Here is a 2131-nt window from a genome sequence, read left to right as displayed (position 1 = left end):
CCCGCGGCGAGCCCGGCACCGCCGGCACCCCCCGCCACACCGAGCCCCAACCCCGCCCCCGTGGAGCCGTCGCCGTCGCGGGTCACCCCGCGGCCTTCCCCGGGGCCTTCCCCGGACCCTGATGCCGGCCGCGGTGTCAGTCTGATCCCCGGGTTCCTTCGCGGGTTGACCAATATCCCCGGGAAGATCGCTGATGCGATCAACAGCTGGCTGACCGGTCTCGCGGAAGGCGCGCTGGGACCGGTGATGAAACTCCTCGGCGCCACCGTGCTGAGCACCGAGGACGTCACCACCCGCCCGACGATCCGCCAGATGTGGTGGGACAACCTCGCGATCGCGGACAGTCTCATGCTCCTCGTCCTGACCGCCGCCGGCCTGATCGCGATGGCCCATGACACCCTGCAGACCCGCACGACCGCGAAAGACCTGGCCCCGCGGATCGTCGTGGGATTCGTGACGGCGCATCTGAGTCTGCCGCTGATGAGCCTCGCGATCGGCCTGTCCAACGGCGTCGCGAAAGCTATCGCGGGCGAGAGAATCACCGCGGACGGTATCGGCGCGGCCTTGAGTACCGCGCTCGCCGTGAACAAGGTCGCGCCGTTCATTGTTTTGATTCTGCTGTGCGCGGCGGCGATGGCGATCGCGTTGATTGTGGGCTGGGCGGTGCGGCTGCTGGTGCTGATGATGCTGGCGGTCGCCGCGCCGCTGCTGCTGATCTGGCACGGGCTGCCGCCGACGGCGGGGCTGGCCCGGTTGTGGTGGCGGGCGCTGTTCGGCTGCCTGGCCGTGCAGGTCTCCCACGCGCTGCTGCTGCTCGTGGGTCTGCGAGTCCTGCTCGCCGACCCCGGGCATGCCCTCGCTGCGAACACGAGCAGTCTGCTCAACATCCTGATGTGTTGCGGCATGTTCGCGTTGGCGTTGCGCCTGGAGGGTTGGATCACCCGGCTGGTGATACAGGGCACGGGCGGCCCCTCACCGGTGGTGACGCTCGTGAAGTACAAGGCGCTGCGCGCCGGCATGAAAGCCATCGGCGCCTAACCATCACCGTCACGGGATGCCCACTCGGTCGCCGTGCCGAGCCCCCCTTTTCCCTCCTTCCTTCTTTTCTTCTTCGTCGCTTTCGGAGTGGCTCATGTCGTTGTCTTCGTCTGGGTCCGGGCGGACGCGGATTCCCGCGGATGTGAACCGGCCGGATCAGATTCTGGCCGGGTTGACCGGCCGGCAGCTGACCGTCCTGGCACCGCCGTTGCTGCTCGCCGTCGCGGTGGTGTGGACGGCGCGGCCGTATCTGCCGGTGCCAGCGCTGATCCTGCTGTGCGGGCCGCTGCTCGCCGGTGGCGCGGCACTGGCACTGGGGCGGCGCGGTGGTCTGCCCCTGGACCGCTACGCCGCCGCGGCCCTGTCCCACCGGCGCACCCCTGCCGTGCAGACCGCCCTGCCCGCCGCGGGACCACCGGCCCTGCCCGCCTGGGTCCCCGAGGTCGCCGCCGCTCGGCCTCCCGCGCCCGCCCAGCCCCTGGCCGCGGGTGTCGCACCGGCCGGCGCCGGCACGGCCGGGGTGGTGGATCTCGCTGATGCTGTCGCGGTGGTCGCCGAGGTCGACGCGACGAACATCGCGATCGCGACCGAGGCCGAGCGGAACGCGAAGGTGACCGCGTTCGCCCGGATGCTCAACGCCGCCAGCGGCCCGGTGCAGATCACCGTGCGCACCGTGCCCGTCGACCTCACCGAGCACATCGAGGCGATCGACGCCCACGCCTCACGTCTGCCCCATCCCGGACTCGCCCGCGCCGCCGCCGACCACGCCGCGTTCCTGGACACCCTCGGCCACGGCCGGGCGCTACGGGAACGCCAGATCCTGCTGACCGCCCGCCGTGCGGTGCACGGCGGGCGGGGCGGACGGGACGCCGCCGCCGGGCAGGCAGCACGCCACCTCGAGGAAGCCGCCGCGCTGCTCGCCACCGCCGGAGTGCGGGTGCGCCTACTCGACGCGGGCGCGCTGCGCCGGCTCCTCGCCGGCTGCGCGCACCCAGAACATCCCCCACCCCCCCACACGACGACCACCCCCCACCCCCCCCCCCCACCCCCCCCGCCCCCCCCCGCCCGCCCCCCCCCCCGCCACCCCCCCGCC

The 2131-nt window shown here is 72.8% G+C and carries 2 protein-coding genes; both read left to right on the top strand.

The features are described from left to right. The first annotated feature begins 165 nt into the window (after nucleotides 1-165). Nucleotides 166-1038, top strand: a complete 873-nt coding sequence (locus MXD58_RS29935) for a TrbL/VirB6 family protein (RefSeq protein ID WP_250611501.1) — start codon at nucleotides 166-168, stop codon at nucleotides 1036-1038. Between the two features lie 94 nt (nucleotides 1039-1132). Then, a partial coding sequence (locus tag MXD58_RS29930; RefSeq protein WP_284679029.1) for a PrgI family protein occupies nucleotides 1133-2131 on the top strand: 999 nt, incomplete at its 3' end.

The organism is Frankia sp. AgKG'84/4 (assembly GCF_023242965.2).
GTDB lineage: Bacteria > Actinomycetota > Actinomycetes > Frankiales > Frankiaceae > Frankia.
Note: the sequence above shows the minus strand (reverse complement) of the source record. Positions and strands in the feature narration are given on the sequence as shown.